The sequence below is a fragment of the Roseovarius sp. genome (assembly GCF_040219995.1).
Taxonomy (GTDB): domain Bacteria; phylum Pseudomonadota; class Alphaproteobacteria; order Rhodobacterales; family Rhodobacteraceae; genus Roseovarius.
Genome location: NZ_JAVJUC010000009.1, coordinates 128,109 through 152,018 on the forward strand (window position 1 = coordinate 128,109; position 23,910 = coordinate 152,018).

At 63.4% G+C, this 23,910-nt stretch carries 26 protein-coding genes; 8 read left to right on the forward strand and 18 right to left on the reverse strand.

Features of this window, described 5'->3' with window-relative positions:
- The first annotated feature begins 1 nt into the window (after position 1).
- The gene (locus tag RID11_RS02095) at positions 2 to 1,180 is read left to right on the forward strand and encodes a geranylgeranyl diphosphate reductase (RefSeq protein WP_350135557.1); all 1,179 of its coding nucleotides are present in this window, start codon (positions 2 to 4) and stop codon (positions 1,178 to 1,180) included.
- The gene (gene idi, locus RID11_RS02100; protein WP_350135559.1) at positions 1,177 to 1,692 is read left to right on the forward strand and encodes an isopentenyl-diphosphate Delta-isomerase; all 516 of its coding nucleotides are present in this window, start codon (positions 1,177 to 1,179) and stop codon (positions 1,690 to 1,692) included. Before RID11_RS02095 ends, idi begins: the two co-directional genes overlap by 4 nt.
- A gap of 12 nt (positions 1,693 to 1,704) precedes the next feature.
- On the opposite strand, the gene RID11_RS02105 is transcribed toward idi, so the two are convergent.
- From RID11_RS02105 to yajC, 9 genes are read right to left on the reverse strand one after another with little or no spacing between them, the layout of a single operon-like run.
- The gene (locus tag RID11_RS02105; protein WP_350135561.1) at positions 1,705 to 2,241 is read right to left on the reverse strand and encodes a DsbE family thiol:disulfide interchange protein; all 537 of its coding nucleotides are present in this window, start codon (positions 2,239 to 2,241) and stop codon (positions 1,705 to 1,707) included.
- Positions 2,234 to 2,392, reverse strand: a complete 159-nt coding sequence (ccmD, locus tag RID11_RS02110; RefSeq protein WP_350135563.1) for a heme exporter protein CcmD — start codon at positions 2,390 to 2,392, stop codon at positions 2,234 to 2,236. Before ccmD ends, RID11_RS02105 begins: the two co-directional genes overlap by 8 nt.
- On the reverse strand, positions 2,389 to 3,129 hold the full coding sequence (locus RID11_RS02115; protein WP_350135610.1) for a heme ABC transporter permease: 741 nt from the start codon (positions 3,127 to 3,129) through the stop codon (positions 2,389 to 2,391). The genes ccmD and RID11_RS02115 overlap by 4 nt, the downstream gene beginning before the upstream one ends.
- Before the next feature lie 14 nt (positions 3,130 to 3,143).
- The gene (gene ccmB, locus RID11_RS02120; protein WP_350135565.1) at positions 3,144 to 3,800 is read right to left on the reverse strand and encodes a heme exporter protein CcmB; all 657 of its coding nucleotides are present in this window, start codon (positions 3,798 to 3,800) and stop codon (positions 3,144 to 3,146) included.
- A complete protein-coding gene (gene ccmA / locus RID11_RS02125) occupies positions 3,797 to 4,414 on the reverse strand; it encodes a heme ABC exporter ATP-binding protein CcmA (protein WP_350135567.1) in 618 nt (205 codons plus the stop codon). Before ccmA ends, ccmB begins: the two co-directional genes overlap by 4 nt.
- 56 nt (positions 4,415 to 4,470) lie before the next feature.
- On the reverse strand, positions 4,471 to 4,824 hold the full coding sequence (locus tag RID11_RS02130; protein WP_350135569.1) for an Mth938-like domain-containing protein: 354 nt from the start codon (positions 4,822 to 4,824) through the stop codon (positions 4,471 to 4,473).
- Between the two features lie 13 nt (positions 4,825 to 4,837).
- Positions 4,838 to 5,590, reverse strand: coding sequence for a sulfite exporter TauE/SafE family protein (locus RID11_RS02135; RefSeq protein WP_350135571.1), 753 nt, complete (start codon positions 5,588 to 5,590; stop codon positions 4,838 to 4,840).
- On the reverse strand, positions 5,583 to 8,216 hold the full coding sequence (secD, locus tag RID11_RS02140) for a protein translocase subunit SecD (RefSeq protein ID WP_350135573.1): 2,634 nt from the start codon (positions 8,214 to 8,216) through the stop codon (positions 5,583 to 5,585). Before secD ends, RID11_RS02135 begins: the two co-directional genes overlap by 8 nt.
- Before the next feature lie 45 nt (positions 8,217 to 8,261).
- Positions 8,262 to 8,543 carry a preprotein translocase subunit YajC gene (gene yajC, locus RID11_RS02145; RefSeq protein WP_050661171.1) on the reverse strand — a complete coding sequence of 94 codons (282 nt, stop codon included), beginning with the start codon at positions 8,541 to 8,543 and terminating at the stop codon, positions 8,262 to 8,264.
- Positions 8,544 to 8,793: 250 nt separating this feature from the next.
- Between yajC and RID11_RS02150 the strand changes: the two genes are divergently transcribed.
- Positions 8,794 to 10,317 (forward strand): pentapeptide repeat-containing protein, encoded by a 1,524-nt coding sequence (locus RID11_RS02150; RefSeq protein WP_350135576.1) that lies wholly within the window; start codon positions 8,794 to 8,796, stop codon positions 10,315 to 10,317.
- 20 nt (positions 10,318 to 10,337) lie between these two features.
- Here the strand turns inward: RID11_RS02150 and RID11_RS02155 are convergent, their stop codons facing one another.
- Both RID11_RS02155 and acnA read right to left on the reverse strand, forming a co-directional pair.
- A complete protein-coding gene (locus RID11_RS02155; RefSeq protein WP_175477347.1) occupies positions 10,338 to 10,481 on the reverse strand; it encodes a hypothetical protein in 144 nt (47 codons plus the stop codon).
- Between the two features lie 616 nt (positions 10,482 to 11,097).
- Positions 11,098 to 13,848: an aconitate hydratase AcnA gene (gene acnA, locus RID11_RS02160; RefSeq protein WP_350135578.1), complete on the reverse strand. Its 2,751-nt coding sequence runs from the start codon at positions 13,846 to 13,848 to the stop codon at positions 11,098 to 11,100.
- A gap of 228 nt (positions 13,849 to 14,076) precedes the next feature.
- Here acnA and RID11_RS02165 point away from each other — a divergent pair, with 228 nt between their 5' ends.
- Positions 14,077 to 14,784, forward strand: a complete 708-nt coding sequence (locus RID11_RS02165; RefSeq protein ID WP_350135580.1) for a DUF1223 domain-containing protein — start codon at positions 14,077 to 14,079, stop codon at positions 14,782 to 14,784.
- Between the two features lie 88 nt (positions 14,785 to 14,872).
- On the opposite strand, the gene RID11_RS02170 is transcribed toward RID11_RS02165, so the two are convergent.
- Both RID11_RS02170 and RID11_RS02175 read right to left on the reverse strand, forming a co-directional pair.
- Positions 14,873 to 15,643, reverse strand: a complete 771-nt coding sequence (locus tag RID11_RS02170) for a hypothetical protein (RefSeq protein WP_350135582.1) — start codon at positions 15,641 to 15,643, stop codon at positions 14,873 to 14,875.
- 63 nt (positions 15,644 to 15,706) lie between these two features.
- The gene (locus RID11_RS02175) at positions 15,707 to 16,345 is read right to left on the reverse strand and encodes a DUF1638 domain-containing protein (RefSeq protein WP_350135612.1); all 639 of its coding nucleotides are present in this window, start codon (positions 16,343 to 16,345) and stop codon (positions 15,707 to 15,709) included.
- A gap of 130 nt (positions 16,346 to 16,475) precedes the next feature.
- Here RID11_RS02175 and RID11_RS02180 point away from each other — a divergent pair, with 130 nt between their 5' ends.
- Positions 16,476 to 16,973, forward strand: a complete 498-nt coding sequence (locus RID11_RS02180) for a hypothetical protein (RefSeq protein WP_350135584.1) — start codon at positions 16,476 to 16,478, stop codon at positions 16,971 to 16,973.
- An 87-nt stretch (positions 16,974 to 17,060) separates the two neighbouring features.
- On the opposite strand, the gene RID11_RS02185 is transcribed toward RID11_RS02180, so the two are convergent.
- Positions 17,061 to 17,765 (reverse strand): cobalamin B12-binding domain-containing protein, encoded by a 705-nt coding sequence (locus tag RID11_RS02185; RefSeq protein ID WP_350135586.1) that lies wholly within the window; start codon positions 17,763 to 17,765, stop codon positions 17,061 to 17,063.
- 211 nt (positions 17,766 to 17,976) lie between these two features.
- On the opposite strand from RID11_RS02185, the gene RID11_RS02190 reads away from it, so the two are divergent.
- Entirely contained in the window at positions 17,977 to 19,062 is a 1,086-nt protein-coding gene (locus tag RID11_RS02190; protein WP_350135588.1) for a PA0069 family radical SAM protein, read from the forward strand.
- A gap of 64 nt (positions 19,063 to 19,126) precedes the next feature.
- Here RID11_RS02190 and bmt read toward each other — a convergent pair whose 3' ends face one another.
- The 3 genes from bmt to RID11_RS02205 all read right to left on the reverse strand — a co-directional run bounded on the left by bmt (position 19,127) and on the right by RID11_RS02205 (position 21,566).
- Positions 19,127 to 20,137, reverse strand: coding sequence for a betaine--homocysteine S-methyltransferase (gene bmt / locus RID11_RS02195; RefSeq protein ID WP_350135590.1), 1,011 nt, complete (start codon positions 20,135 to 20,137; stop codon positions 19,127 to 19,129).
- Between the two features lie 163 nt (positions 20,138 to 20,300).
- A complete protein-coding gene (locus RID11_RS02200; protein WP_350135592.1) occupies positions 20,301 to 20,615 on the reverse strand; it encodes a DUF1476 domain-containing protein in 315 nt (104 codons plus the stop codon).
- 126 nt (positions 20,616 to 20,741) lie between these two features.
- Positions 20,742 to 21,566, reverse strand: coding sequence for a quinoprotein dehydrogenase-associated SoxYZ-like carrier (locus RID11_RS02205; RefSeq protein ID WP_350135594.1), 825 nt, complete (start codon positions 21,564 to 21,566; stop codon positions 20,742 to 20,744).
- Between the two features lie 135 nt (positions 21,567 to 21,701).
- Here RID11_RS02205 and RID11_RS02210 point away from each other — a divergent pair, with 135 nt between their 5' ends.
- Positions 21,702 to 22,745: a quinoprotein relay system zinc metallohydrolase 2 gene (locus RID11_RS02210; protein WP_350135596.1), complete on the forward strand. Its 1,044-nt coding sequence runs from the start codon at positions 21,702 to 21,704 to the stop codon at positions 22,743 to 22,745.
- Positions 22,746 to 22,751: 6 nt separating this feature from the next.
- On the opposite strand, the gene RID11_RS02215 is transcribed toward RID11_RS02210, so the two are convergent.
- Entirely contained in the window at positions 22,752 to 23,372 is a 621-nt protein-coding gene (locus RID11_RS02215; protein WP_350135598.1) for a hypothetical protein, read from the reverse strand.
- A 193-nt stretch (positions 23,373 to 23,565) separates the two neighbouring features.
- On the opposite strand from RID11_RS02215, the gene RID11_RS02220 reads away from it, so the two are divergent.
- The coding region (locus tag RID11_RS02220) for an alcohol dehydrogenase catalytic domain-containing protein (protein ID WP_350135600.1) at positions 23,566 to 23,910 on the forward strand (345 nt) is incomplete at its 3' end.

Here is a 23,910-nt window from a genome sequence, read left to right on the forward strand (position 1 = left end):
CATGTATGATGTTGTTGTCGTTGGCGGTGGCCCCTCGGGGGCTACGGCAGCCGAGGATCTGGCGCGCTCGGGTCACAGCGTGGCGCTCTTGGATCGGGACGGGCGGATCAAGCCCTGTGGCGGGGCGATCCCGCCACGCCTGATTGCCGATTTCGATTTGCCCGATGAACAGCTTGTGGCCAAGATCAGCACCGCGCGGATGATTTCGCCCACCGGGCGACATGTGGATATCCCCATCGAGAACGGCTTTGTCGGGATGGTGGACCGCGAGCATTTCGACGAGTTTCTGCGCGCCCGCGCGGCATCGGCGGGGGCCAAGCGGGTCACTGGCACCTATCTGCGGATCGACCGCGCGGGCGCCGCGCCCGCCGTGATCTACCGTGACAAGGCGAGCGGCGAAGAGCGCCGCCTTGAGACCCGTTTGATCATCGGTGCAGATGGTGCGCGTTCGAACGTGGCGCGGGACGAGGTGCCGGGCGGCGACAAGATACCCTATGTCATCGCCTATCACGAGATCATCGAGGCACCGCAGGCCACCGGGGCCTATGACCCGGCGCGCTGTGACGTGATCTATGACGGCGCGATCTCGCCCGATTTCTATGGCTGGGTGTTCCCGCATGGCAAATCGGCGAGCGTCGGTATGGGGTCGATGGTCAAGGGGGTGGATCTGAAGCAGGCGACGGCGGCGCTGCGCGTTTCCAGCGGGCTGGCCGATTGTCCGACCATTCGCCGCGAGGGTGCGCCGATCCCGCTGAAGCCGCTCGATTGCTGGGACAATGGCCGCGACGTGGTGCTGGCGGGCGATGCGGCGGGGGTGGTGGCCCCGTCCTCTGGCGAGGGGATTTACTACGCGATGGTCGGTGGACGGGTGGCGGCGACGGCGGCGGCCGCGTGCCTTACGTCGGGGCGGGTCAAGGATCTGCGGCTGGCCCGGCAGCTTTTCATGCGCGAGCATAAAACCGTGTTTCGGGTGCTGGCCTCGATGCAGAATGCCTATTACAAGTCGGATGAGCGGCGTGAGCGTTTCGTCTCGCTCTGCCATGATATCGACGTGCAGCGCCTTACTTTCGAGGCCTATATGAACAAGAAACTGGTGAAGGCCCGCCCGATGGCGCATCTCAGGATCGGATTGAAGAACCTCGCGCATCTGACCCGGCTGGTTCCGGCGGTCTATACATGAGCGTGATGATCCCGACATGGGTGGGCGGCGATCTGGTCGCTGTCGAGAAGCTGGAGGTGCATCGGCGCGGGCTGCGGCACAAGGCGGTGTCGGTCTTCGTGATGTGTGGCGAGCGGGTGTTGTTGCAGCGCCGGGCCCTGGGCAAGTATCACACGCCGGGTCTCTGGGCGAATACCTGTTGCACGCATCCGCATTGGGGCGAAGAGCCTGCGGAGTGCGCCCGCCGTCGGCTGGATGAGGAATTGGGGATCAGCGGGCTGCGGCTGAGCTATCGCGACCGGGTGGAATACCGCGCCGATGTGGGCGGTGGTCTGATCGAGCATGAGGTGGTCGATATCTTTACCGCCGATGTTGCGTCGCCCATCCCCGTGCAGCCTGATCCGGATGAGGTGATGGAGGTGGAGTGGTGCGCCATGGACGATCTGCGCGCGCGGATCGCGGATGATCCGTCGCGGTTTACGCCGTGGCTGCGGATCTATCTCGAAGAGCACCGGGCGCAGATTTTCGCGTGACGCCGGGTGGGGTTACTGCCGCGCCTTTTCGATCGCGGGGAGGATGGTTTTTTCCATCACGCGGTCGGTGATCGGCCCGGCAAAGCGCAGCACAATCTTCCCGTCGCCGTCGATCACGTAGGTCTCGGGCACGCCGTAGACGCCCCAATCGAGCGCCATGCGACCCTGAGCATCGGCCCCAAGCGCCGTGTAGGGATTGCCCAGTTCTTCCAAAAAGCCGAGCGCATTGCCGGGCTTGTCCTTGTAATTCACCCCGTAGACCGTGAGGCCGCTTTCGGCCAGATCCTCGAGGTTGGGATGTTCGACCCGGCAGGGCGCGCACCAGCTGGCCCAGTAATTCACCAGCGTAACATCGCCCGCGCGCAGATCGGCATCGGTGAAGGGCGCGCCCTCGCCCAACGGGGTGACCGCCACCGCCGGTGCCGTCTTGCCCTGCAAGGCAGAGGGCAACTCATTGGGGTTGTCGCGCCCCAGCCCGACGAGGGCCAACCCCGCGAAACCGGCGAAAATCACCAGCGGTGCGATCATCAGAGGTGACAGCTTAGCCATTGGATTTCACCTTGGTTTCAACCTCTTCCAGCTCTTTCTTGATGCGTTTGGAGCGGCGCAGGCTGAGCCAGACGATCAGCGCCAGCAGCGCCAATGAAACGGCATAGGACGACAGCACCGCGTCGGCGTATTTTCCCAGGTCCGGCATCATGCGCTCATCCTTTCACGGGCCAGCAGCGCGCGCATCCGGCGGGCGCGAATTTCCGTGCGGGTGCGCATCAGCACCAGTGCGATGAACAGCAGCACAAACCCCGCCATCGCAACCAAGAGCGGATACCAGAACACGTCGGCCACGTTCTCTTCCTTGTCGAGGCTGAGTGATGCCCCCTGATGCAGCCCCTGATTCCAGAAATTCACCGCGTAGCGGCTCAGGAGCGCAAAGACCGAGCCCACCAGGCACAGGATCGAGGTGAGATCGGCGGCGGTGTCGTCATTCTCGATCGCCTCCCACAGGGCGATATAGCCGAGATAGAACAGGAACAGGATTAAAAAGCTTGTGAGGCGCGGGTCCCAGGCCCACCATGTGCCCCACATCGGCTGACCCCAGATCGCTCCGGTCAGCAGCGCGATCACCGTCATAATCATACCCACAGGGGCGGCGGCGCGGGCGGCAAGCGCGCTGACATGATGACGGCGCACGATCCAGACCAGCGAGGTGACCAGCATCATCAGCCAGGCATTGATCGCCATCAGCGCCGCAGGCACGTGCAGGTAGATGATCTTGACGGTGGACCCCTGCCGGTAGTCATCCGGCGTGAAGAAAAAGCCCCAGACCAGGCCCACCACAAGCGTCAGCGCCGCAGACCAAGCAAACCACGGCAAGACGCGGTCGGTGGTCTTGATGAATTTCTTGGGATTGGCATATTCCCAGAGCGCATTCAGGCTCATCCCGTTTCCTTTGTTCATCGCAGGTTGACCCTCAATACCGCAGCCGAGGCGAAAGGCAAAAGCGCGATGGTGCCGCAGGTGATCCCCGCGAGTAACAGCAGCGGCGTGGTGTTTTCAAACCCTTCCGCGCCGCGCCGGGCCATCTCGGCTCCGAAAATCAATGTAGGCACGTAAAGCGGCAGCACAAGCAGGCTGAGAAGCAAGCCGCCGCGTTTGAGGCCCACGGTCAGCGCCGCGCCGAACGTGCCGATCACGCTGAGCGCGGGGGTGCCGAGGGCGAGCGAGAGCGTGAGCCAGAGAAAGCCAGCCTCGGGCAGGTTCAGCAGCACGCCCAAGACCGGCGCCACCAGCACCAGCGGCAACCCGGTCGTGAGCCAGTGGGCGAGCGCCTTGACGCTCACGATCCCCTCCATCGGCAGGGGCGACGTGGCGAGCAGGTCGAGGCTGCCATCCTCCCAATCGAGCGCGAAGATGCGGTCGAGCGACAGCAGGCAGGCCAGAAGCGCGCCAAGCCACAGGATGCCCGGTGCAATCTTGGAGAGAAGCGCGCTTTGCGGGCCGACGCCGAAGGGCACAAGCACCACGACGATCAGGAAGAACGACAGGCCAAGGCCAAAGCCGCCCCCGGCGCGCATCGCCAGCCGGATATCCCGCATCAGCAGCGCAATCACAGGAAGGCCCCGTCGAAATCTTCGATATCGAGCGGCTTGGCCCGAAACGGGCCGACATCGAGCACCTGCGCCTCGGAGAGGCCAAGGTCGATATGCGTGGCGATCAGCGTGGCGCCGCCCTGTGCCAGATGGGCGCGCACGGCGGCGGCGAACATTGCCACGGCATCGGTGTCGAGCGACACGGTCGGCTCGTCCAGCACCCAGATCGCGCGGCCCGTCACCAGAAGCCGCGCCAGCCCCAGCCTGCGTTTCTGCCCGGCCGAGAGCGCACCTGCGGGACGCGCGGCGAGGGGCCCGAGGGCGAAGGCGTGTATTGCTGCGGAAATATCATCATTGCCAAAGGCTTGCGCCCAGAAGTTGAGGTTTTCCGTCACCGTCAGCGTCGGTTTGATCCCGTCGGCATGGCCCGCATAAACGAGGCTTTCGGGCGTCACCTCGACACGACCCGAGAGCGGCGGCTGCAACCCGGCGATGGTGCGCAGCAGCGTGGTCTTGCCGATACCGTTCGGCCCGCGCAGGACCATCGCCTGACCGGCCTCGAGCGTCAGGTTCAGCCCTTCGAGGACGGGAATTCCGCCGCGCGCTATGCTCAGATCGGTTACAGTCAGCATCATGCGCCCGCTTTAGCCCAAAGCCGGGGGCGCGAAAAGCGCGAACGCTGCGCGCATCGTCACACCGGCAATGCGGCCACCGCCACGCGCCGCCCCTCGGAGAGGAGCACGTTATAGGTGCGGCAGGCGGCGGGGGAACTCATCGTCTCGACCCCGACATTGGCCTCTTCCAGCGCGTGGCGCAGATCGGCGGGGATATGCGCCACCTCGGCGCCGGTGCCGATGAAGATCACGTCCACCTCCTGGGCAAGGTCCAACAGGGGTTTGGTATCCTCGAACCCGCCCCAGCCTCGCGCCGATTGCACGGTCACGAGGATCGGGCCCTCCATGACCTCGCCCGCAACGCGGAAGAATCCCGGACCGTAGCCGTCGATCGGCGTAGCCCCGGCAAAGCTGATTTCGGTCATCTGCATGGCAGCGTCTCCTTCACGTCCAGAGTGGCAGGCCGCTCAGCACGGCAAGGCCGATCACGGCATAGGCCGCCCAACGGTAGAGCCGCTCGTGGCGCGGGTCAAACAGCGCCTGTCCGATCAGCGAGGTGATCAGATAGGGCACCGCCAGCACCAGCGCGAGCGTCACCAAGCCAGCCGTGACAGCCCCGCGAAAGAGCAGGTTGGCCACGATCACGACGTCGAGGGCGGCCAGAAACAGGATCGTGTTGGCGCGCACCCGCTGCGCCACCGATTGTCCGGCAAGGTAGAACAGGATCACCGCAGGCCCGGTGAGCCCGGTCAGCCCGCCAATGCCCCCCGCCGCGGCCCCGATGCCCGCAAGCTGCGGACGGTTCACCCGGCCCGAGAACCGCCAGCCCGAGATCAGTGCGGCCAGCGTGATGCCGGCGATCACCGCCACGCACCAGCGGATCAGCACCGGATCGAGCCGCGTCATCAGCCAGAGGCCAAGCGGCACGGTCAGCACTGCGGCAAGCGCCAGCAACCCGACCTCGCGCCGGTCCGCCTGCCCCCAGGCACGCGGCAGAAGGGCTGCCGAACTGACCAGACCGGTGAGCATCATCACCCCAACCACGACCTGCGGCGCGAGGAATATTCCCGCCACGGGGACAAAGATCAGCGCCGTGCCAAAGCCGGTAAAGCCGCGCACGATCCCTGCCACGCCGATGGCCAGCAAAAGCCAGGGCAGCCCCGGCGTGGCAAGGGCCGCGCCGAATGCCTCAGGCATCTACATTGGCGAATTGTGTGCCGGCATTGGCGTCGGGCTTGGACCAGTCGCGTTTGACCCCGAGCCACATCAGCACGGTCGAGGCCACGAAGATCGACGAATAGGTGCCGACGATCACGCCCCAGATCATCGCGAAGACAAAGCCCCGGATCACGTCTCCGCCCAGGAAATAGAGCGCGAAGAGCGCCAGCAGGGTGGTGACCGAGGTCATCATCGTGCGGCTGAGGGTTTCGTTGATCGAGATGTTGAGCACTTCGCGCAGCGGCTTTTTCTTGTACTTGCGAAGGTTCTCGCGGACCCGGTCAAAGACCACCACCGTGTCGTTGAGCGAATAGCCCACGATGGTGAGAAGGGCCGCGATGATCGCCAGATCGAACTGGATCTGCAATTCCGAGAAGACGCCCACCGTCAGCGCCACGTCATGCACAAGGGCGATCACCGCGCCGACGGCGAACTGCCACTCAAACCGCAGCCAGATATAGACCAGCACCGCCCCGATGGCGAGCGCGACGGCGATGATCGCGGCCTGAATAAGCTCTCCCGAGACCTTGGGCCCGACGCTCTCGACCGAGGTGAACTCGATATCCGGAACCGCCGATTGCAGCGCCGCCTCAACCTCGGCGATCACTTCCGGTGTCACGCTCTCGGTGTCGTCCTGCGCCTGGATGCGGACCATGGCGACGTTTTCATCGGGGCCGAAGGTGGGGTCGAAGACTTCGGTGATGCTGATGTCGCCTAGGCCCAGACTGCCGACCGCGTCGCGGTATTGGCCGACATCCACCGGCTCGGCGCTTTGCGTGCGGATCGTGGTGCCGCCTTTGAAATCAATGCCGAAGTTCAGCCCCTGAAGCCCGAAAGATCCGAGCGCCACGAGGATCATGACACCGGAAATGCCCAGCCATAGCTTCCACCGGCTGAAGAAGTCGATGGAGGTCTCCTGGGGGACGAGACGTAGCGCGCGGCCTTGCAGCACGCTCTTGGGGCGTTTGCGTTCGAACCACATTACCGCAATCAGACGCGTTACGAAAAGTGCTGTGAAAACCGAAGTGATGATGCCGAGGCCGAGCGTGATCGCAAAGCCGCGCACCGGACCCGAGCCCATGGCATAGAGGATGAGGGCCGTGAGGAAGGTGGTAATGTTGGCGTCCACGATGGCGCTCATCGCCTTTTCATAGCCAAGCTCAATCGCGCGGGCGGCGCCCTTGGCGGTCTTCATCTCTTCCTTGATGCGCTCGAAGACCAGCACGTTGGCATCCACCGCCATGCCGATGGTCAGCACGATCCCGGCGATCCCGGGCAAGGTCAGCGTGGCGCCGATCAGGCTGAGCAGGCCGAAGATCAGCCCGACGTTGATGATGAGGGCGATATTGGCGAAGATGCCAAAGCGCCCGTAGGAGGCCACCATATAGGCCAGCACGAGGACAAAGGCGACGATACAGGCGAGTTTGCCCGCCTCGATGCTGTCGGCCCCGAGTTCCGGCCCGACGGTGCGTTCTTCGAGGAAGTCCAGCCCCGCAGGCAATGCGCCCGCGCGCAGGAGCACGGCAAGCTGGGTGCTTTCCTCGACGGAAAAGTTGCCGGTGATGATGCCTGAGCCGCCGGCGATGTGGCTCTGGATCACCGGGGCGCTGATCACCTCGCCATCGAGCACGATAGCGAAAGGATTGCCGATATTGTCGGCGGTGTAATCGCCGAATTTGCGTGCGCCGGTGGGGTTGAAGCGGAAGGACACCGCAGGCCGTCCGTTCTGGTCAAAATCGGGCTGCGCGTCGACCAGTTCTTCGCCGGTCACGACAGGCGAGCGTTCGAGGATGTAATAGACGCCGTCCTCGTCGAGCGAGGGAAGGATTTCATTGCCCACGCCGGGGTTTTCATCGGCGCTGGAAGAGCGGCTGACGACGGGCTGGAAGGTGAGTTGCGCGGTGGTGCCGATCAATTCCTTGAGCTCGGCGGCCGAGCCGATGCCGGGCACCTGGATCAGGACGCGGTCGGCCCCCTGACGCATGATCGTTGGCTCTCGGGTGCCGGTCTCGTCGATGCGGCGGCGGATGATTTCGAGCGCTTGACGCACGGTGCGCTCATCGGTGGCGCGTTGTTCGGCCTCGCTGAGGCGGACGATCACGTCGGCCCCGTCGGTGGTGACGTCGATATCGGTGGAGCCCGCGCCGGTCAGACTGGTAACCGGACGGGCTAGGCCGCGTACGAGGCTTGCGGCCTCGTCGGCCATCTCGGGGCGTTCGACCAAACGGACACGAAGTTCAGCGTTTTCAGAGTCTTGCAGGCGGATCGGGCCGACGCGATCGCGCTCTTCGCGCAGGAGATCGCGCACCTCGGGCCACATCCCCTCGACGCGTGCGGCATAGACATCCTCGACCTGAACCTCGGCCAGCAGGTGGGCGCCGCCGCGCAGGTCGAGGCCGAGATTGACCAGATCGGAGGGCAACCAGTCGGGCCAGAGGGCCAGTTCGTCCTGAAGCGCCTCCGGGTCGGCGCCGGCCTCGATGGCGGCGGCTGCGTCATTATGCGTCTCGACCCGGGGGTAGAAGGCGTTGGGCAGCGCGAGCAGCAGCCCGAGCGCGACAATGCCCCATATGGCAAGGCGTTTCCACAGGTCGATTTGTAGCATAATATTGCCTTTTCAGAGGGTTAGGCGCGCAAGTGAAGGTGGGGCTCAGCCCTCGGCGGGCTCGGTCTTGGACAGGACCTGCGCGATGGTGGAGCGCACGACGCGGACCTTGACGCCCTCGGACAGCTCGACCTCGATCTCGTTGTCGTCCTTGACCTTGGCCACCTTGCCGATCAGCCCGCCTTGGGTGACGATCTGATCACCGCGGCGCAGCGCATCGACCATCGCCTTGTGTTCCTTGAGTTTTTTCTGCTGCGGACGGATCAGCAGGAAATACATGATCACGAAAATCAGGATGAGGGGAATGAACTGGCCGAAGGCTTCCATTGGGTGCTGTCCTTGTCTGATGAGCCGGGGCGGAGACCCCGCGAATTGAGCGGGAACCTAAGGTCGGGGCGGGGCATTTGCAAGGCGGGAAAGGCGGGCTGTATCGCGTCGGTATTCCGTCGGTATCGCGTCGGTGCGGGGGGTGGGGTGCCAATTCGGTGACTGTCGTCCGAAATCACCACCAAGGGTTTTGTGATCGCCGGTTTTCCGGACTAGGCTGGGCGGGTGTTCGAGGCTGGGGAGCGACCGGGTGAGTGAAAATGACAAGCGCGGATTGGCGGGCTGGCTCGGGCTTCGCGAACCGTTCGATTATTCCAAGGCGCGGTGGCTGGGACCGGTCGCATCGGTTCTGTTGTTGCTGCTGTTCATTCTCGCCATCGCGAGCGCCGTCAAGATGCTGGGCAGCGCGGTGTTCGGCAGCGCGTCCCTGACACCCGGCAGCAGCCTTGGGGTGGGGGCCGTGACCGTCGCTCTGATCGGTGCACCCTTCGTGATCTGGCGGTCGGTCGTGGCACAGAAATCGGTCGATGTGCAGGAGCAAGGCCAGATCACCGACCGGATCAACAAGGCGGTCGAGGGGTTGGGGGCGGTCAAGGAAGTTAATCGACTCGGGCGCAACAGGCATTACGTAATTCAGCACGAAACGGGCACGAAGCTCCGCGAAACTGACTTTGAATGGAGAGGCGAGCCATTCGCTTGGCCCGAAGGCTCGCTCGTAGCATCTGATATTAGCGGTCAACAGCTAGAAGAATGGAAACATGTTAGCCTCACTGAACCTAATATTGAGGTTCGGATCGGGGCTATATATGCGTTGGAGCGGATTTCTCAGGACAGCGCGCGGGATCATATCCAGATCATGGAAATCCTCTGTGCCTATATCCGGCAGAATGCGGGGCGTGAGGATGTGCCGCTGCCTGAAGGTGAGCCGACGCCGGAAGAGTGGCAGGAATGGGCTAGGACGGGCCGAGAGTATCTCCGACTGGATGTTGATGTGGCGCTGAAGGTGATCGAACGGCGTGGGGAGGACCGGAAGCGACTGGAGCGCGACAAAGGTTATTGTCTTGGCTTGGAGCGAGTGTCGCTACGCAAGACTATACTCTCTTGGCGCGATTTGACCGGCGCGGATTTAAGGAATGCCGATTTGCGAGGCGCGGACTTTGTGGGTGCGAGGTTAGAAAAGGCGAATCTAGCGGGAGCGAATTTGCAGTGGGCGAATCTCGAGAAAGTAGAGTCAAGGTGCGCGCAGCTAGGGCGCGCGAAACTACGCGGGGCAAACCTAGGCGAAGCGGAATTTCAATTTGCGAACCTCAGCCGCAGTGAGCTCCAAGGTGCTTTTCTTGGGAATGGTGATTTTCAAGGTGCAGATCTAAGTGCTGCAGACTTAGAAGCGTCGGATCTAAGGTGTGCGAATTTGGAGGGCGCAACTCTTATGCTTGCCAGCTTGAAGGACGCGCACCTTGGAAAGGCGCGGTTGGATGCGGCAACCGACTTCACATTTGCTTTCCTCGGAGGAGCCGCGCTGAATTTCGCGGATTACACCGAAGTGCCGCAACTTTTCGAGCATCTGTCCGATATGTTTGGCGACGGGTCAGTGAAACTCCCCGGGGGCCATGGCCCACAGCACGAAAGCTGGCCTGCGCATTGGCCGAGGTTTGAGTTGGGGGTTAAACCGAGTACAGTTGGTCAGTTTGTAAATTGCTATGAAAAAGAATGGCGCAAGTGGCAGGCGGACCCGGAGACTTATGTGCCGCCCGAGGCACCCGAGGAGGGGTGAGGCGTCCGCCTCTGCCGCCTCTACCTCTCCACCTCGCAATGCTGCGCGGCCTCGGCGGCGGCCGGGAGCGGGCAGGGGGCCTTGTGGTCGCTGTCGCCGTAGGCGCCGATCACCGCGACCATGCTGATGAACGCGGCCTGCGCGAGGATGACGATGGTTCTCATGGCTGCACCTCTTTTTTCTGCTCTTTTTTCCAAGATGGGCGGGGCGGCGCGGAAAGTAAGGGGGAAGCGGCGCGCAAATGCGTCATCCTTGCGTGATCGGCGGAAATCCGTGCAGATGCGGAGCGGACCGGCCAAAACTTGCGCATGTCGTGAAAGAGGGGCGGGCCCGCGAAAGGCCGCCGCTTGCAGGACATGATACACTTGAGACCCCGCAATGTGCCCGGGGCGCCGTGACCGTTTCGCGCCCAGACTGTCGATTGTGTTGGAAACGAACCTCGGCTTGCCCTGGACTTGAGCAGTCGTTGCCGTTATGCCCCTGCGCGGAATCAAGGGCGAAGCCCGCCGCGCATCGCCGGGCCGCCCCCCGGCACGGCGATTTGGCTGCAACCTGCTCTGCACTTGGATGTTTTTCGGATTAGGCGGAAATAAAGCGCTACAAAACTGTGGTTGGATCGCCGCACCGCGGCCCGTCGATGCGCGGCTCACGGCGACGGCAGCAACAGGCCAAATTGCCGACCTTGATCCCGACTCTCACCAAGAGCAACTTGCGCCCCCCATGTAATGCAAAGGGGCGGCCCCGCGAGAGGCCGCCCCTTTGGCTCAGGTGATCGCCCGCTCAGGCGGCGGATTTGGCGAGGTCGCGCAGCACGTAATGCAGCACGCCGCCATGTTCGACATATTCCTTCTCGATGGCGGTATCGATCCGGCATTTGAGCGTGATCTCTTTCTCGGTGCCATCGGCATAGGTGATCACGCAGGGCACCTCCTGCTGCGGTTTCACAGCATCAAGGCCGTGGATCGAGACGCTTTCATCGCCGGTGAGGTTCAGCGTCTTGCGGGTATCATTGCCGGTGAACTCGAACGGGATGACGCCCATGCCGACGAGGTTGGAGCGGTGGATGCGCTCGAAGTTCTCGGCGATGACGGCCTTGACGCCCAGAAGGGCGGTGCCCTTGGCGGCCCAGTCGCGCGACGAGCCTGCGCCGTATTGCTCACCGCCGAAGACGACGAGGGGCGTGCCCTGCTCCTGATACGCCATGGAGGCGTCGAAGATCGAGGTCTGCTGCCCGTCCGGCCCCTTGGTGTAACCGCCCTCGACCCCGTCCAGCATCTCGTTGCGGATGCGGATATTGGCGAAGGTGCCGCGCATCATCACCTCGTGATTGCCGCGGCGCGAGCCGTAGGAGTTAAACTCGCGCACCGGGACCTGACGCTCGCGCAGGTATTGGCCCGCGGGGGTGGTTTCCTTGAACGAGCCTGCGGGCGAGATGTGGTCGGTGGTGACCATGTCGCCCAGGAGGGCGAGGATGCGCGCGCCCTCGATATTGGAGATGGTGCCGGGGTCGCGGGACATGCCCTTGAAGTAGGGCGGGTTCTGGACGTAGGTCGATTGCGCGGGCCAGTCATAGGTCTCGCCCTCGGAGGTTTCGACCTCCTGCCACTTGTCGTCGCCCTTGAAGACATCGGCATATTTCGACTGGAACGCCTCGCGGGTGACCGTGCGCTCGACCAGTTCGGCGATCTCGGCCTGGCTGGGCCAGATATCCTTGAGGTAGACCGGGTTGCCGTCCTTGTCATGGGCGAGCGGATCCTGGCTGATGTCGATATTCATGTCACCGGCGAGCGCGTAGGCCACCACGAGCGGCGGCGAAGCGAGGTAGTTGGCGCGCACATCCGGAGAGATGCGCCCTTCGAAGTTGCGGTTGCCGGAGAGCACGGAGGTGGCGATGAGATCGGCCTCGGCGATGGCCTCGGAAATCTCCTTTTGCAGGGGGCCCGAGTTGCCGATGCAGGTGGTACAGCCGTAACCCACGAGGTTGAAGCCGATGGCGTCGAGATCCTCTTGCAGGCCGGCGGCCTCGAGGTAGTGCGAGACCACCTGAGAGCCGGGGGCGAGGGAGGTCTTGACCCAGGGCTTGCGGGTGATGCCCAGTTCGCGCGCCTTGCGGGCCACGAGACCCGCGCCGATCATCACGTAGGGGTTGGAGGTGTTGGTGCAGGAGGTGATCGAGGCGATCACCACCGAGCCGTCGCGCAGTTCGTAGTCCTCGCCCTTGACGGGGGTGGATTTGCGCGGGTCGATGAGCGCGTCGGGGGCCGGGCCCTCGGCGGCCATGTCGGTGGCGTCGGCGCCTTCATCCTCGCCGCGATATTCCGAGACGACATCGAAGAATTTCGACGCGGCCTGATCGAGGGCGACGTAATCCTGCGGGCGCTTGGGGCCGGAGATGGCCGGAACAATCGTGCCCATGTCGAGGCTGAGCGTGTCGGTATAGACCGGCGCGTAATCGGCGCTGCGCCAGAAGCCGTTTTCCTTGGCATAGGCCTCGACCAGCTCGACGCGGGCCTCGTCGCGGCCGGTGTTGCGCAGGTAGCGCAGGGTTTCGTCGTCGATCGGGAAAAAGCCGCAGGTGGCACCGTATTCGGGGGCCATGTTGGCGATGGTGGCGCGGTCGGCGAGCGGCAGGTGATCGAGGCCTGAGCCGTAGAATTCCACGAACTTGCCGACCACGCCCTTCTGGCGCAGCATTTCCACGACCTTGAGCACCAGATCGGTGCCGGTGGTGCCTTCCATCATCGCGCCGGTCAGCTCGAAGCCGACGACCTCGGGGATCAGCATGGAAATCGGCTGGCCGAGCATCGCGGCCTCGGCCTCGATGCCGCCGACGCCCCAGCCGAGCACGGAGACGCCGTTGATCATGGTGGTGTGGCTGTCGGTGCCGACAAGCGTGTCGGGATAGGCCACCGTCTCGCCGTTTTGGTCCTCGTCGGTCCAGACGGTCTGGGCGAGGTATTCGAGATTGACCTGATGGCAGATGCCGGTGCCGGGGGGCACGACGCGGAAATTGTTGAAGGCACCCTGACCCCATTTGAGGAACTGGTAGCGCTCCATGTTGCGCTCATACTCGCGGTCCACGTTCATCTGGAACGCGCGGGGGTTGCCAAACTCGTCGATCATCACCGAGTGGTCGATCACCAGATCCACGGGGTTGAGCGGGTTGATCTTTTGCGCGTCACCGCCGAGCGCCTGAATGCCGTCGCGCATCGCGGCGAGGTCAACGACCGCCGGCACGCCGGTGAAATCCTGCATCAGCACGCGGGCCGGGCGGTACGCCAGCTCGCGGTTGGCGCGGCCGCCATTCGCGGCCCATTCGGAGAACGCCTTGATATCGTCCACGGTGACGGTCTTGCCGTCCTCGAACCGCAACATGTTCTCGAGCACCACCTTGAGGGCGGCGGGCAGGCGCGAGAAATCGCCGAGACCGGCGGCCTCGGCGGCGGAGATCGAGTAATAGGCGACGCTTTGGTCGCCGACGGTGAGGGTCTTGCGGGTCTTTGCGCTGTCTTGTCCGACACTGATGGGCATGAGGGCCGTCCTTTCATGGTCGAGGCTGGATAACTTGCCCTGCTTCTGACCGATTTGGCGATGCCGATCAAGAGGGCTGGGCCGGTTTTTGTATACTATTGCACACAATTGGGTGTGATTTCAAGATTTCAACGCTGTCTCTCGAAACCTTGATTGGTTATCATGGGGCGATCGGACTACATCAGGGATACACTGATACCGAGACGATCCGCTGGAGTGACAGACGCGATGCGACAGATTTTCACCACTGTGCTGGCCGGTTTTCTGGCGCTGGCCGCAGCTCCGGGCCTGGCGAATGAGCGCCCTGTGGTTGTGGAGTTGTTCACCTCGCAGGGCTGTTCGTCCTGTCCGCCCGCCGATGCGTTTCTTGAACAACTTGCGGTACGCGACGATGTTCTGGCGCTGTCGCTGCATGTCGATTACTGGGATTATATCGGCTGGACCGATACGTTCGCCAGCCCGGATCACACCGCCCGACAGCGCGGCTATGCCAAGGCGAACGACCGCAAGATGGTCTATACGCCGCAGATGATCATCAACGGGGCCGATCACGCGGTGGGCACACGGTTCAAGGATGTCAGCGAGTTGATCGACAAGCATCTGGCCCGGTCGGGGGGCGATCTGTCGGTGGACCTGGCCGAGGAGGACGGGATGGTCCACCTGACCGCGCGCACGCCGAGCCCGCGCGCGATGCCGCTGGCGGTCTATCTGGTGCGCTACCTGCCGGAAGAGACGGTGGAGATCGAGCGCGGCGAGAATGCGGGAAAGACGATCACCTATGTCAATATCGTGACCGGGATGCAGACGCTGGCGCGGTGGGACACGGTCGAGCCGCTTGAGCTGAGCTTTGAGCGGCCGAAAGATGCGGCGGCAAGCGCGATCCTGCTGCAATATGAGGGCCACGGCACGATCGAGGCGGTGGCACGCCTGCCGTGAGCGGGGCAATCGCTTTGAAAAGCGTTAATGAACGTTAGCAAACTAAAACTGAAATGGGACAATGAGCGTATTGAATAAGTGATAGAATCTATTGCTCAGCGTTACGCTGCTGACGAAAACTAGCAAACTGCCGCCGACTCTGTTTTTCGACTATCATTCGATCGTACCAGTTATAGAGGCGATCTGCATCCATAACGATTAGAAGCCCTGATTTTGAAGGGACTAATCGCCGCTCTGAATTCAGAAGTCTAAGGTATGTACCGCAGATATAATCTGCAACGCTCATCGAAGGACGTTCGCCTTTTGGAACAGCATCAAAGCCAGCCAGCCTGTGCGCGTGCTTCGCAGGTTTCCATTTGCCAGTCATCTTAGAAACCGATTGATAAACCTTGTAAGCTCCTGAAGACCACGGACCGTCTTCAACCATTACAGACAAACGGCAATTTGGGTCCAGATTTTGCGCGATATCTTCACATGCCCGGAACATCAGGGCGCGAATTCCGAGGCTATAGTCGGAGTCGGGAGAAAACCCCTTAATACCACGCATTCTTTCTTTTACTTCATCATGAGCCATTTTGTTTACGCTAACAGCGCAGCGGAACATTGTGTTCTTCTTGATTATTTCATCCTGCTGTTTTGCAAACTTCCTTTTTTTATCCGGTGGCCAGCGAGAGAATGGTTTCCTATTTCCGATCCAGTCCTTCCACTGAAAGTCTTCCAATTCATACATAGATATCAGTTTTGCCCATTTTCGCTCCAGATTATCCCATTGATCCGCAGTCGCTACAGCGCCCCCGACTATGGTCACGTCGGATAATCCGTCGGTTCCAGTTTCATCTAACCGCATACTGTACAGCATAAATAAGTCCGGCTCCTTCGCGTTTTCAAACGGCTTTGAACGCCCTTGCAAGGGCGTTCCGGGCTACGCCCCTGCCGCTTGAGCCTTGAGCACCGTTTCCAGATCGCCGTAGCCGGTCCAGCGATATTCGAAGTCGAGGCCGAGGCGCGCCGCGCAGTCGCGGGCGCGGGCGGTGAGCGCCGGGTCGTCGGTCTGGGCCTGGTAGACCAGCTTGGTGTAATGCCCGAAGATCATGTCGCGCAGTTCGGGATGCTTGTCGAGGCCCATGGGTTTCCAGACGAAGGCGTCGAATTGCCGGACCAGAAAATCGGTGAGGTAGAAGGCGGTGATCTCGTCCTCATGTGTGGCGAAGCGTTCATTGCCTTCGAAGAAGGAATAGCAATGCGGCCCGGCCACCATCTCGACGCCCAACTCGGCGCATTTCGCCTGTAGCTGCCCGCCGGTGCCGCAATCGGCATAGACCACGAAGATGCGGTCATAGGCGCCCCGGTGTTCGGCCACCGCCTTTTCCACCTCTGCGGTGATCTGGTCCGGGTAGAGGTGCAGCTTGGCGGGCAGGCATTGCAGGTCCATGTGGTCCCAGCCGTTGAGCCGTTTCAGTGCCAGAATCTCACGGGCGAGCGCGCCGCAGGCGATGAGCAGGATGGAGCCGTGCCCCGCGGGGGCGAGCCCCTGCGTTGTCAGCGTGGCCGTGGCGGGCATGCTCTGGTCGTTATCAGTCACGTGTTTTGACCTTTTCGTGTCATGCTTGCAGCATTCATTGCGCATTCGGCGATGCGACGACACCTGCGCGTCACGATCACCGTTTAGCCTCAACCAAGGACATAGCCGAATGACCACGTCAACCGACCATACCTCCGCACTCGCCCCCGGATTTGCCCAGACCCTTGGTCTGATGTTCGTCGCCGGGTTTTTCGCGACCGCCGCCTTCGATCTTTGGGGCCAGATCCTGAGCCCCGCGCTCGGCTTTGCCAACCTGTCGCCGCATGGCCTGGCGAAAAGCCTGCTGGGGACGTTCGGCCTGCCCAATGGCGATTTCGCTGGTTATTTCGTGCATTTCTATCTTGTCGGCCTGATCGGGTATCCGGTCGGCTGGCTGTTCATCTTTCGCCCGGTCTGGACCCGCATCCTGGGTCAATCGACCGGCTGGTTCATTCCGTCCGCCGTCTACGGGTTTGGCCTCTGGGTCTTTGCGATCGGCGGTATCACGGCGATTGCCGGGCTGCCGTTCTTTCTGAATTTCAGCGGCATCACCTGGGTCGCGCTGGTTGGACATGTCCTTTACGGCATCGTCATGGTGGCGGTCATGCGTCTGGTTTCGGCGCGCTGATCGCATCTGCGCCTGAAACGCAAACGTGCTTGCCGAGCGGATCGGCAAGCACGTCGCGCCTCAGGCATGAGGGCAGATGGTCCGGGCTTACCCGGCGGCCAGCTTGTTGTGCTTGCGCGCCATGTACTCCTTGGCGGTTTCCACCGCGACGGCGGCATCGCGGCAATAGGCGTCGGCACCGATGGCGCGGCCGAATTCCTCGTTCAGCGGTGCGCCGCCGACGAGAACGACGTAGTCATCGCGCTTGCCCTGTTCAATCATCGTGTCGATCACGACCTTCATGTAGGGCATCGTCGTGGTCAGCAGGGCGGACATGCCGAGGATGTCGGGCTCTTCGGTTTCCAGCGCCTCGAGATAGTTCTCGACCGGGTTGTTGATGCCGAGATCGACCACTTCGAAGCCCGCGCCCTCCATCATCATCGACACGAGGTTCTTGCCGATGTCGTGGATGTCGCCCTTCACCGTGCCGATCACCATCTTGCCGACGCGCGGCGCGCCGGTTTCGGCGAGCAGCGGCTTGAGGATGGCCATGCCGCCCTTCATCGCGTTGGCCGCCAGAAGCACTTCGGGGACGAAGAGGATACCGTCGCGGAAATCCTTGCCGACGATGGTCATGCCGCCGACCAGTGCCTCGGTCAGGATCTGGTAGGGCTGCCAGCCCCGCTCCAGAAGGATGTTGACGCCTTCCTCGATCTCTTCCTTGAGACCGTCATAGAGGTCGTCGAACATCTGCTGGACAAGTTCTTCGTCGTCCAGTTCCGACAGGATGATGTCGTCTTCTTCGTCAGACATGGGGGGAATCCTTGCTTGCTCTGCGCGCGCGCATCTTTGTTAAGTCTGGCGCAGCTTTCGTCAATTTGTCGCATCGCCACTTTCCGAATTGCGACGCTGGTCGCGCCGCAACCGACCTATAGCCGGGATTTGCGGGGGATGTGACTGAATTATCGGCATGATCATTATCGGATTGTTGCAAGCGTTCGCGTTATGTTCCATATTTTGGAGCATGACCGAGGATGCGACTCTGCCCCATGATCTGCGCCTGCGGGCGCGCGGTGCCGCGAGCAATGCGGCGGGCCGGTTCGAGGCGCATGGCGTGCGGTACGAGTCGGATGGCTGGGACCGCGAGGAGGAGGCGCGGGTGCTGCGCACGCAGGTCTCGGAGGAGCGGCCGCGCCGGATCATCAGCTACAACCGCTCGCCCGATCTGCCGTTTGACCGGTCGGTCAATCCCTATCGCGGCTGTGAGCATGGCTGTGTCTATTGCTTCGCGCGGCCCAGCCATGCCTATCTGGGGCTGTCGCCCGGTCTGGATTTCGAGACCCGGCTGATCGCCCGGCCCGAGGCCCCGGCGCGGCTGGAGGCGGAGTTGCGCGCGCGCAGCTACCGGGTGGCACCGATTGCCATCGGCACCAATACCGATCCCTATCAGCCGGTGGAGCGGGAGTTTGCGATCACCCGACGCTGTCTTGAGGTGCTGTCGCGGTTCAATCATCCGGTGGCGGTCGTGACCAAGGGCACGCTGATTGAGCGTGATCTGGATATCCTGTCGGATATGGCGGCGCGGGGTTTGGCGAAGGTGGGGGTGTCTGTCACCACGCTCGATGATCGGCTGGCGCGGCTGCTGGAGCCGCGCGCGCCGTCGCCTGCGCGGCGTCTGGCGGTGATCCGGCGGCTGAGCGACGCCGGGGTGCCGGTGCGGGTGATGGTGTCGCCGGTCATTCCGGGGCTGAGCGATCACGAGATCGAGGCGATTCTGGAGGCCGCGCGCGAGGCCGGGGCCGGGGCCGCAAGCTGGATCATGCTGCGGCTGCCGCGCGAGGTGTCGGGGCTGTTTCAGGAGTGGCTGGCCGCGCATTTCCCGGACCGCGCGGGGCGGGTGATGAACCGGCTGCGCGAGATGCATGGCGGCAAGGATTATTCCGCCGACTGGCATCGGCGGATGCGCGGCGAGGGGGTGTTTGCCCGGATGATCGCGCGGCGGTTCGATCTGGCGGCGCGGCGGATGGGGCTGGATGCGGGGCAGGGCGATCTGCGCTGCGATCTCTTCGAGGTGCCGCTGGCGCGGGGGGATCAGATGGCGTTGTTTTGAGGGGGGGCGCGCGCGGGGCCTTCGGTGCGTTTCGCGCGGGAGGTGCGTTAGCCGGCTCGACCCCTCACGCCCGTCTGCGGCGGGTGCGTCGGGGGGCGGGGACGTCGTCGCCGGTGCCGTCGGCCGCCGAGGAGAACGCGCCGAGCGCATCGGTAATCTGGTCGAGCGTCGGGCGCGGGCCCTTGGGCTGCTCTTCCAGCGCGGCGCGCATTTTCGACAGATGCTCGGGCATGGTGCCGCAGCAGCCGCCGATGATCGTGGCGCCTGCGTCACGCGCCAGAACGGCATATTCCGCCATCAACTCGGGCGTGCCGTCATAGTGGATGTGGCCGTCGTGATATTTGGGGATGCCGGCGTTGCCCTTGGCGATGATCGGGCGTTCGGAGCCTTGGGCGACAAAGCCCAGCACGGTGCGCAGGAGGTCGGAGGCCCCGACGCCGCAATTGGCCCCGAAGGCCAGCGGCGGGTTGCCCAGTTTTTCGACCATCGTCGCCATGTCGGCGGAGGTCAGGCCCATCATCGTGCGGCCCGCCGTGTCGAAACTCATCGTGCCGCACCACGGCATATCGGCGAGTTTGAAGGCCTCGGCGGCGGCCTTGTATTCTTCCTGCGCGGAGATCGTTTCGAGCCAGAGGACGTCGGCCCCGCCTTCCTTGAGGCCCTCGGCCTGTTCGTGGAATATCTCGACGGCGAGTTCGTGGGTGAGCGCGCCCATCGGGGCCATGATCTCGCCGGTCGGGCCGACCGAGCCTGCCACGATCACCGGGCGGTCATAACGGTCGGCCACGCTGCGGCCGATCTCGGCGGAGATGCGCGACAATTCGCGGGCGCGTTTCTGTGCGCCGTGCAGTTTGAGCCGCGCCGCGTTGCCGCCGAAGGAATTGGTGAGAAAGAGGTCGCTGCCCGCATCCACCGCCTGTTTGTAAAGCAATTCGATCCGGTCGGGATGTTCATCGTTCCACATCTCCGGCGCGTCGCCGGATTCGAGCCCCATGTTGAACAGGTTGGTTCCCGTGGCCCCGTCGGCGAGGATCCAGTCGCGCGAGGCCAGGAGTTTGGTGAGGGCGTTGGTCATCGTGATATCCCGCGTTTATGACCGCGCAGGTTTGGCACCGGATGCGGTGCTGCGCAAACTCATATTTCTCATGTAAATAGTGAGGCGCGTTTGATCTTGGCGCGCGCCACGCAAAAACGACGCGCCGGAGTGCGGCGCGCCGTCGTGAAAAAACGTGCCGGGGTCAGGTTTCCTTGACCAGCTGGCCCTTGGCGATCTTGAGCAGCTCGTCCATCTTGGCGCGGATCGTGTCGGCATCGGCGATGTCGCCGAGGTCGCCTGCGACCTTGCGCACCACGTCCTCGTGGCCGGCCTCTTCGAAATCGGCCTTCACGACCTCGCGGGCATAGGCGTCGGCGTCGTCGCCGGTCTTGCCCATAAGCTCGGCGGCCCAGAGGCCCAGAAGCTTGTTGCGGCGGGCCACGGCGCGAAAGGCCATTTCCTCGTCATGGGCAAACTTGTTCTCGAATGCGCTTTCGCGATCGTCGAAGGTGGTCATCGGGCCGGTCCCCTTGCACTGCGTTGCGGTTGCCCCCGATATGCCGCCTGACGCGACAAAGAGCAAGAGGCGCGCCGGTGTTTCGGCGCGTCTGCTCGTCTTGGTCGCACCTGCAGGGGTGCCGGATCAGCTATCGGCCCCCTTGGGCAGCACCCGCTCGAAGCGGTTGCCCTCGGTATCGGTGGCCATCACGCGCAGGTCGGTCGATCCGTTGTCGTTGTAGGAGAAGCGGAACACCGGGTTTTCCGAGATCGAGATGCCGCCATCCATGGTGAAGAGCAATTCGTCGCCCTGCCAGACCTCCATGTGGTCGATGAAATGAGCGGGGATGAACAATTGGGTGATCTGGTCGCGCTGCAGTCCGGAATAGTTCGGGTGGCGCACCATGATCTGCGCCTCGCGGCGCGGGGTGGATATCTGTGTCGCGGGCAGGAAGCTCTTGAGTTTCATCTTGCCCATCGCGGCAAGCGCCACCTCGGGGTCACGGCTGGCGGGGGCCGAACAGCCGCCCGACGCCTTGACGAAGCGCCCGGTCATGTGCAGGCCATCGTCGGTTTCGGCGATGACGCGGACGTTGGAATACTGGTTGACGCGCACGCGCAGCTCAAAGTCGAGCGGGGCCATCGCGTCGGAAAAGCCGAGTTCCGCAGCCACCGGGGCGGGGTTTTCGTCGATCACCACGGTCGCCTTGCGGATGCGGGCGCTGGTGTCGGTCTGTTTGAGCAGGATCGGCACGGTCGCCGCGTCATGGGCGCGGTAGGGGGCGTCGAGCGTCAGCAGGTCGCTGCCGTCATGGATCGGGGCGGTGCCGACCACATCCTCGCGCAGCATGTCCCACATCTCGCTGTCGGTGAGCGGGTTCTGTACCTGGTCACCGGCCTGCGCCGCGAAGGCCAGTGAGGCGACGAGCGCCGCGAGCGGCAGGACTTTTCCGGCAAATCTTCCGGCCATGGTCTTTCCTCCTCCCATGGGTGCGCGTGAACTGTAGCATAATACCGCGCTGACGCGAAGTCATACCAAAGTTGGCGTGGATCACGGCCCTGTGTAGGATGAGGCTGGGCGTGTTCAAAACGCAGTGGTGGTGCGATGTTCGAAGCGATCCTGACCCTGTGCCTGATGGGGGCCGAGCCGGTGTGCCGGGAGCGGCTGCTGCCCGGATATGCGGCGGCGCGCGCGGCCGGGTGCCGCGCGGCGCTGGCGGACAATCCGCCCGATCTGGCGGGGTTAGCGGAGGGGCTGGAGGTTTCGGGCCCGGTCTGCCGGGCGGCGGGTGAGGCGCTGGAAATGGCCGAGGTCGCGCCGGGGGTCTTTGCGCATCTGGGACAGGTGGCGGAACCGGATGCGGCGAACCGGGGTGATGTCAGCAATCTTGGGTTTGTCATCGGTGAAGAAGGTGTGGCGGTGATCGACACCGGCAGTGCGCCCTGGATGGGCGAGGCGCTGTGGCGGGCCATTCGGACGCGCACGGACTTGCCTGTCACGGATGTGATTCTGACGCATATGCACCCCGATCACGTGTTTGGCTCCGGCGTCTTCATGGAGATGGGTGCGCGGGTCTGGGGGCATGCGGGCCTTGTGCGGGCGCTGGCGGACCGGCAGGCCAATTACCTAGAAAGCCTGCGCGTGCTGGTGGGCGAGGCGGAGTTTGTCGGGGTGCGGGTGCCCGGGGTGACGGACCCGGTGGCGGAGCGCGCCGAGATTGATCTGGGGGGCCGCGTGCTCGATCTGCGGGCCTGGCCGGTGGCGCATACCGGCAACGACCTGACCGTGCTGGACCGGGAGAGTGGCACGCTATTCTCGGGCGATCTGGTGTTTGACCGGCATACGCCCGCACTGGATGGCAGTCTGCGCGGCTGGCGCGCTGTGCTGGAGGACATGCAGGCGATGGCGGTGGCACGGGTCATTCCCGGGCATGGCGGCCCGTCGCTGGACTGGCCCATGGGCGCGCATCCGCTGGCGCGCTATCTGAAGGCGCTGGAGCGCGACACCCGTGCCGCTATCGACCAAGGCGCGCGTCTGTCAGAGGCGGTGGAGGTGGTGGCGCGGGGCGAGGCCGGGGCGTGGCAGTTGTTTGACGCCTATAATCCGCGCAACGCCACGGTGGCCTACACGGAACTGGAATGGGAATAGGGCCGCTCAGCCCGGCTCTTTGATCTGCTGTTGCAGGATCTGCGCGATCGAATAGAGCCGTTTTTCGATCAGCGTCGGGGTTTCGCAGAGATAGGTGATCGTGCTCTGGCGGTCGGTATAGATCACCTGATCCCAGTCAAGCTGTTCCTCGAGCGCATCCATCCGGTCGTAATCGGGATCTTCCGCGTCGGTCAGGCGGGTCATCTCGGCGCGGGCGGTGTCGATGCGTTCGCTGAGCGCGATCTGGCTGAGCGAGAATTCCTCGATCCCAGAAATCACCCGGGCGCGGCGGGTCGAGAGGGTGGTGAAGACCCGCTGGAAGACGTGGCCGAGGATGTCGGGCGCGCCGTCATGGCGGGCGGCGAACTCTTCTATATCGGGGCGCAACGCCTCGACCTCGAGCCGTCGCAGCGCCAGTTTGGCGGCGAGGCGGTCGATGTCGCGTTTCAGGTCCGGGTCTGTCTCGGGCGCATCAGGCAGGGGATGTGTCCACATCAGCCCGACCGAGAGCGTGGGCACCTTGCGCTGGATGCAAGGCCATGTCGGATCGGAGAAATCGGCGGCGTGGCCGCTGCCCGCTGCAAGCATCAGCGACAGGGCGATCCCCAGAGATTTCGAGCGTGACATGCGGCCTGACATCGGCTGAGCCTCCCTTGACTACGACTATGGTCGAGCATGCGGGTGCTGTCCAGCGAACCCAATACCCACCAAGGTATGAATTGTTTGGAACGGTAGCCCGCCCGCATACTCGTGTGGACAAATCGCCGCATCGTGATTCCCGAGACGGGAATGGCGTGGCCGAAATAAAAGAGGAAGTTGCATGCGCACACGTGCTGCCGTGGCCGTTGAGGCCGGGAAACCGTTGGAGATCATGGAGGTTGAGCTTGACGGCCCGAAGGCGGGTGAGGTTCTGGTGGAGATCAAGGCGACGGGGCTGTGTCATACCGACGAGTTCACCCGCTCGGGCGATGACCCGGAGGGGATCTTCCCGGCCATTCTGGGCCATGAGGGGGCTGGTGTGGTCATCGAGGTCGGCGAGGGGGTGACGAGCCTCGAGGTGGGTGATCACGTCATTCCGCTCTATACGCCTGAATGCCGCGAATGCGACTATTGCCTGCATCCCAAGACCAACCTCTGTCAGGCGATCCGCTCGACCCAAGGGCAG